We start from the raw sequence: 6,503 nt of genomic DNA on the forward strand, positions 1-6,503 counted from the left end.
CTGAGGCCGCCGCAGCAGCCGCCAGAGAACACCCCATCTCCACCCAGGACATCGCGACCGCCCTCGCGGCATAGCAAGAACACCGTCAAGCCCAACTTGACGCCTGAACGGAGAGGACAGCACAACCGATGAGCGGCCCGGCACCGCAGCCAACGACCTTCTACGTCCCGGCGGAGCTCGCCGAGATGCTGCGCTGCTCCGTGTGGTGGGTCAAGGACCAGGCCCGGAAGCGGCGCATTCCGTACTGCTGGATCGGCGGCGGCTACCGCTTCACCCCGGAGCACGTCGCCGAGATCGTTCGACTGTCCGAGGTACGGCCGGTGGAGCCGGTGGTTTCGTCGCGATGGCCGCAACCGCGATCGGTCGCCGCCGGTGGGCCGGCCCGTCTTCAGCCGAGGGTGCCCCGTCGTGTGCGGGCCGCTGGCTCGGCATCGATTGCAGCGTAAGGAAAGGAGCGTTCAGGTGGCATATGCGGAGAAGCGGGCCGGTTACTGGCGTGGCCGGTACCGGCTGCCCGACGGCCGATTGGTCACCGTGTGCGGGGAGTCCGGTGAGGCAATCCGCTTCACCGGCAAGCGTGAGGCCGAACGGGCGGCCCAGGACAAGGAGTCCGAGGCTCGGGGGCGTGTGTGGCGGGACCCGGCGCTGGGGCAGACGCTGTTCGCCGACTACGCCAACGACTGGTATGCCTGTCAGGACCTCGCGGCATCAACGATGCAGAACTACCGGCGCCACATCGAAGAACACCTGCTGCCGTTCTTCGGCGAGATGGCCGTCGGCGCCATCAAGCCGAAGGACATCGCCGACTGGGAGCGCACCGAACGGTCCCACAACTACAAGCCGGCGAGCATCAAGACGTGGCGGGCCACCCTGCATCTGATCCTTGAGGACGCCAAGGAAGAGGGCCTACGCGACAGCAACCCGGCGACCCGCCGGCGGGGCCGGGGTCGGCGAGACGGCCGCCACCTGACCCGAGGCGTGGAGAAGACGGTGACGGACGCGCTGGGCATCCTGCTCATCGCCGAACGGGCCGCCTTGCTGTCCGGCCGCGATGACGAATTCGTGGCACTGATCCTGCTGGGATACACCGGCATGCGATGGGGCGAGCTGGTCGGGCTGGAGAAGCAGTACGTGCGATCGGCAGCGGTGCGGGTCGAGTGGCAGCTCTACGAACTGGACAACGGCGAGCTGCACCGGTGCCCGCCGAAGGACGGTTCGCGCCGCACGGTGGACGTGCCGGCCTGGCTGTCGGGCCTGCTGTCGGGGCACCTCGCCCGGACCGCGCCGACGGCATGCCGGTGTCATGGCCTGGTCTACGCGTTCGGTGGCCACGGAGCGCCCAACGGTGCGGCCCGCCGGCCCGGCCCGAAGTTGGTCGACGTCGCCCGCCAAGCCGGCGTGTCGACCGGCACCGTGTCGAACGTGCTGAACCGCCCGGAGACCGTGCCCGATGCGACCCGGGTGCGCGTGCTCCAGGCCGTGACCGACCTCGGGTATGTGCAGGGCGAGCCGGCGGGGGAGCGGGCGGCGCACTGGCGGCGCAACGGCTTCGCGACGTGGCTGTTCCAGCCGGCGGTCACGGGCTCGTACCCGGCTAAGGCGCCGCAACCGAGCCGGCCGGTGCCGCTGCTGGCCGACCCGTGGCCGGGAGTACCGGTGCGTGGCCGCAACGCCGCCGGCCGGGCGGAGCTGTGCTGGCTGCCGCTCGCCCATGGACTGACCCCGCACGGGCTGCGCCACACCCACAAGACCCTGATGGAGGAACTGGGCACGCCGCCGAAGCTGATGGATGAGCGGATGGGCCACGAGGACGGTTCGGTCCAGTCGCGCTACACCCACGTGACCGGGCCGATGCGGGATCGGCTCATGGCCGGCCTGACCGACCTGTGGGCTGCCGCGCTCGATGCCCGCCGGGCTATGGCGCCCCGCTCGCCGGTGGCGGTGCTGGATCGGTTGCTGGCTGACCGGGCGGGGGAGGTAGACCGATGAGCCGGGAGCGTTCGCTCCCCAGATGCTCCCCGCACGGCCCTGGAAACGAAATCAGGGCCGGTCTCCCCGGTGGGGAAACTGACCCTGAACTGCACTTCTGCTTGGTCGGGGTAGCCGGATTTGAACCGACGGCCTCTTCGTCCCGAACGAAGCGCGCTACCAAGCTGCGCCATACCCCGAGCGTGCTGAGCAATACTAGCCGACCGTCTCCGGACGACAAACTCGGTATCCCCCTACCCTCGCGCGAGCCCCTTGAGGAACGCGGTGACCTGCGCGGAGTACCCCTCCGGGTCGACGTTCCACGAGCGGACGTGCCCACCACCCCGGGTCTCGTAGAGCGTGACCGTGGACGGGTTGGCGGCGGCGAACTCCCGGGTCGGCACCGGCGCCACGAGCCGGTCGTCGCCGTCGAGGAGGATCAGGGTCGGCACCGGCATCTCGAAGCCGCGGAAGTCCAGCTGCGCGAAGCGTTCGCCGATGCGCTGCTCGACCAGGCGCAGCGCGGACCAGGTGAGCGCGCCGGGGAGGCGGCGTTGGGCGGCCTGCATGCGCAGCGTGGAGACCCAGTCGATCACGGGGCAGTCCATGATGACGCCGACGACGTCCGGCAGCGCACCGTTGCGGAGCGCGTGCAACACGATCGCGCCCCCCATCGACCAGCCGTACAGGATGATCCGCTTGGCGCCGTTGGCCCGCGCGAACTCCACGCCGGCCATGAGGTCGCGCCATTCTGTCGCACCGAGGTGGTAGAAACCGTCGGGTGCGGAGGGGGCGCCCTCGTCGTTGCGGTAGGTCATGACCAGCGTGGTCGGGCCGGCGGCCTGCAGGTCCGGCAGGATGCGCATCGCCTCGCCACGGTGTCCGCCGCGGCCGTGGACCGCGATCACCCAGGTGTCCGGGTCGGCGCCGGGCACGAGCCAGGCGGGCATGTCGCCCAGTTCGCCGGGCACGTCGACCTCGGTGTAGTCGAGGCCGCGCGCCGTCCGCGGATCCCCTTCAAAAACCACGCAGCTGGGGAACGCCCGGAGCCCGACCTTCGGCTCCCCCGCCCCGACGGAGTGCAGCTTCCTGACGACGGTCGAACGCTCGATCTTCACGATGTCGCCGAGTCGCCCGTGCCCGCCGGCCCACACCAGGGAGAGCGGGATGGCGCGTTCGGTGTCCTCGTTGCGGGTCAGCGTGACCTCGTCGCCGTTCACGCTGCGGATCTGCACGGGGTATTCGCGGCCGGGCGTGATGACCAGCGCCGCGAAGAACCAACCGGCGCCGGCCGTGCCGGACGAGAGCGACACGGCGATGCCGGCCAGGCCCGCGACCCCGTACGCCACCCGACGCGGCCACCGCCGCCCCGGAACCTCCGCAGCGGTGGTAGGCGCGGCACTCATGTTGCCCGCTCAGCGCACGGCTCCGCCCCACGGCGGCTTCCCTCCGCTGCGCGCCCGGTTTCCCGCTCAGCGCACGGCTCCGCCCCACGGCGGCTTCCCTCCGCTGCGCTCCGGTCCAGGCGCCGTGCCATGCGCACGCTCGGGTCCAGGCGCCGTGCCATGCGCACGCTCATCGGGGCACCAGGGTCAGGATCGACGCCTCGGGGCGGCAGGCGAAGCGCACAGGCGCGGTCGGGTGCGTGCCCAGCCCGGCGCTGACGTGCAGCCACGCCGCCGAGTCCGGCCACCGGTGCAGCCCCTTGGCCATGTGGCGGGGCAGCTCGCAGTTGGTCACCAGCGCACCGTAGAACGGCACGCACACCTGCCCGCCGTGCGTGTGCCCGGCAAGGATGAGGTCGAACCCGTCGGCCGCCATCGGATCGAGCACCCGGGGCTCGGGGGAGTGCGTCACGCCGAGATGCAGGTCGGCTCCCGGGTCGACCGGCCCGGCGACGGAGGCGTAGCGGTCTCGCCCGATATGCGGGTCGTCGACGCCGGCCAGTTCGATCAGCCGGCCGCCGGCCTTGATCGTGGTGCGCGCGTTGTTGAGATCGACCCAGCCCGCCCCGGCGAACGCGTCCCGCAGCTCACCGGCCGGTAGCGCCGGCCCCTCGATGTGCTCCCGGTCGCGGTCGAAGTAGCCGAGCGGATTCTTCAGCACCGGCCCGAAGTAGTCGTTGGAGCCGAACACGAAGGCGCCCGGGCGTTCCATCAGGGGACCGAGCGCACGGAGGACGGCCGGAACGGCGTCGACGTGCGCCATGTTGTCCCCGGTCACGATGACCAGGTCGGGGTCGGTGCCGGCCAGCTCGGAGACCCACCGCTGCTTGCGGTGCTGCCCGGGGGTGAGGTGCAGGTCGCTGATGTGCAGCACCCGCAACGGCTCCGCCTCGGGTGCCAGCACCGGCACGTCCACCCGCCGCAGAGTGAACAGGTTGCGCTCGATCAGCGACGCGTAGGCCGCGGTGGCGGCCCCCACGGTCAGGGCGCCGACGGCGAGCCGGCGGACGGTACGGGCACGCATGCGCCCAAGATTAGCGTCATTTCCGGTCGCGTCTGTCGCATGCCTGGCGTACGTTGCGGGCCATGTCCACGCTGAAGACCCGACTCGAGTCCGATCTGCGCACCTCCATGAAGGCGCGTGACGAACTGGTCACCTCGACGCTGCGGATGGCGCTGACCGCGGTCCGCGCCGCCGAGGTGTCCGGCACCGCCGCGCGTGAGCTCTCCGACGACGAGGTCCTCGCCGTGCTGACGAAGGAGGCGAAGAAGCGTCGCGAGGCGGCGACGGCGTTCGCCGACGCGGGGCGCGCGGAGTCGGCGGCCAAGGAGCGTGCCGAGGAGCAGGTCCTGGCGGCGTACCTGCCGGCCCAGCTCTCCGACGAGGAGCTGCGGGACATCGTCGCGGGTGCGCTCTCCGCGGCCGGCATCACGGACAAGACCAAGATCGGCCCGGCGATGAAGGCGGCCCAGGCCGCGGTGGCCGGCAAGGCCGAGGGTGGCCGGGTCGCGGCCGAGGTCAAGCGTCAGCTTCTTTGAGGGAACGCCAGAAGGGGCGGCCCGCTGCGTGCGGACCGCCCCTTCGTCGTCTATCCGTCAGTCACACAGCCGCGGGTTGATGCGGCAGCGCGGATCGGTCGGCGTCGTCGGGTTGTTCGGCGGCGGTGGCGGTGGGGCCGCGCCGCCGCCACCGGTGCCCCCGCTCGGGCCCGGGCTCGGCCCCGGCGGCTGGCCGTTGGACACCTGGATCACCACGATGCTGCCCTTGCTCGACGAACCGGTCGGGTCGGTACCGGCGGCGGTGCCGTCCGGACACTCCGACGCGACCTTGCCGCTGGCGATCTGCGCCTCGAACCCGGCCGCCTGAACGGCGTTGCGGGCGTCGGCGATGCTCTTGCACTTGACGTTCGGGATGTTGCGGCGCTCACCGAGGGCGAGGCCCTGGCTCGGCTTGCCGAACTGGATCGCCTCCTTGCCCTGCATGGCGTCCCGCAGCGTCTTGGCGACCGTCGGGTTCACCTGGTCGTGCTTGAACCGCTTGGTCGTCTGCGGGGTGTCCGGGTCGGTGTGCACACCGAACACCGACAGCTGCTTGGTGAACGCCTCCATCGTCACGGACTTCTCCGAGTCGGTGGTGCCCGTCTTACCGGCGATGGGCCAGCTCTTCAGGTACTCGCTCTTGGTGCCGGTGGCGGTGCCGCCGCTGCACTTGTCGTACTGGGACTTGTCGCCGACGGGGCAGCGGGCCGCGTCGGTGGCGGCGCGGGCCACGTCCTCGGACATGACCTGCTCGCACTTCGACTCGGCGCCGTCCACCTTGTTGCCGCTGCTGATCTCTACGATCTCCTGGATCGGCTTCGGCTTGCAGTACTTGCCGTCGGCGGCGAGGGTGGCGTAGGCGTTCGCCACCTCGAGCGGGGTGTGGATCGACACACCGAGCGTGAACGCACCCCAGAGCGCCGCGGCCTGCGGGTTGTCGCCGAGGTCCTTGTCGTCGCCGTGGAAGACGATGCCCATCTTCTTGGCCGCTGCCACCACGTTGTCCGCCCCGACCCGTTCCTGGAGCGGCACGAAGTACGTGTTGGTCGAGGAGCCGAAGGCGGTCCACATGCTCTTGACGCCCTGGCCCTTGCCGCCAGAGTTCTCCGGGCAGTACACCGAGCGGCCGCGGTCGTCGTTACAGGCCGCGGGGCCGGGTGCGAGCGGGTACTTCGTCTTCACCGGTGACGGCGTGTCGAAGCTGTAGTCGAGCGGGATGCCCTTCTCCAGCGCGGCCACCATGGTGAACATCTTGAACACCGAACCGGACTGGTAGCCCTGGATGTCGGCGCCGCCGGTCAGCAGCGGCACCGTGGTGTTGGGGTAGTTGCCCTTGACCTTGCCGGCCTTGGCCGGATCGGTGTGGGGGCCGTTGTTCCTCTGGTCGTTGCTGTAGTTGCGGTTGACCGCGAGCAGGCGCACGTTGCCGGTGCCCGGCTCGGTGCCGGCGAGCATCAGCGCCTCGTTCTGACGGTTCTTCATCGCATCGTCGATGTTCTTCTTGGCGCCGACCTGGGCCTGGATGTCGAGCGTAGAGGTGATCTTGTACCC

At 70.7% G+C, this 6,503-nt stretch carries 6 protein-coding genes and 1 tRNA gene; 3 read left to right on the plus strand and 4 right to left on the minus strand.

Annotated elements, in window-relative coordinates; translation table 11 throughout:
• Positions 1-128: 128 nt before the first annotated feature.
• On the plus strand, positions 129-446 hold the full coding sequence (locus Val02_RS48865; protein ID WP_373318074.1) for a helix-turn-helix domain-containing protein: 318 nt from the start codon (positions 129-131) through the stop codon (positions 444-446).
• Positions 447-462: 16 nt separating this feature from the next.
• Positions 463-1,989 (plus strand): LacI family DNA-binding transcriptional regulator, encoded by a 1,527-nt coding sequence (locus Val02_RS46710; protein ID WP_203905848.1) that lies wholly within the window; start codon positions 463-465, stop codon positions 1,987-1,989.
• Between the two features lie 102 nt (positions 1,990-2,091).
• On the opposite strand, the gene Val02_RS46715 is transcribed toward Val02_RS46710, so the two are convergent.
• The 3 genes from Val02_RS46715 to Val02_RS46725 form a co-directional block, all read right to left on the minus strand.
• Positions 2,092-2,168 (minus strand) — tRNA-Pro (locus tag Val02_RS46715).
• A 54-nt stretch (positions 2,169-2,222) separates the two neighbouring features.
• Positions 2,223-3,374, minus strand: coding sequence for an alpha/beta hydrolase (locus Val02_RS46720; RefSeq protein ID WP_203905849.1), 1,152 nt, complete (start codon positions 3,372-3,374; stop codon positions 2,223-2,225).
• A gap of 169 nt (positions 3,375-3,543) precedes the next feature.
• Positions 3,544-4,437, minus strand: a complete 894-nt coding sequence (locus Val02_RS46725; protein ID WP_203905850.1) for a metallophosphoesterase — start codon at positions 4,435-4,437, stop codon at positions 3,544-3,546.
• 62 nt (positions 4,438-4,499) lie between these two features.
• Between Val02_RS46725 and Val02_RS46730 the strand changes: the two genes are divergently transcribed.
• Positions 4,500-4,952 (plus strand): GatB/YqeY domain-containing protein, encoded by a 453-nt coding sequence (locus Val02_RS46730; RefSeq protein ID WP_203905851.1) that lies wholly within the window; start codon positions 4,500-4,502, stop codon positions 4,950-4,952.
• Between the two features lie 57 nt (positions 4,953-5,009).
• Here Val02_RS46730 and Val02_RS46735 read toward each other — a convergent pair.
• On the minus strand, positions 5,010-6,503 hold a 1,494-nt coding region (locus tag Val02_RS46735), incomplete at its 5' end, for a penicillin-binding transpeptidase domain-containing protein (protein WP_275415691.1).

This window comes from Virgisporangium aliadipatigenens (assembly GCF_016863615.1).
Classification (GTDB): domain Bacteria; phylum Actinomycetota; class Actinomycetes; order Mycobacteriales; family Micromonosporaceae; genus Virgisporangium; species Virgisporangium aliadipatigenens.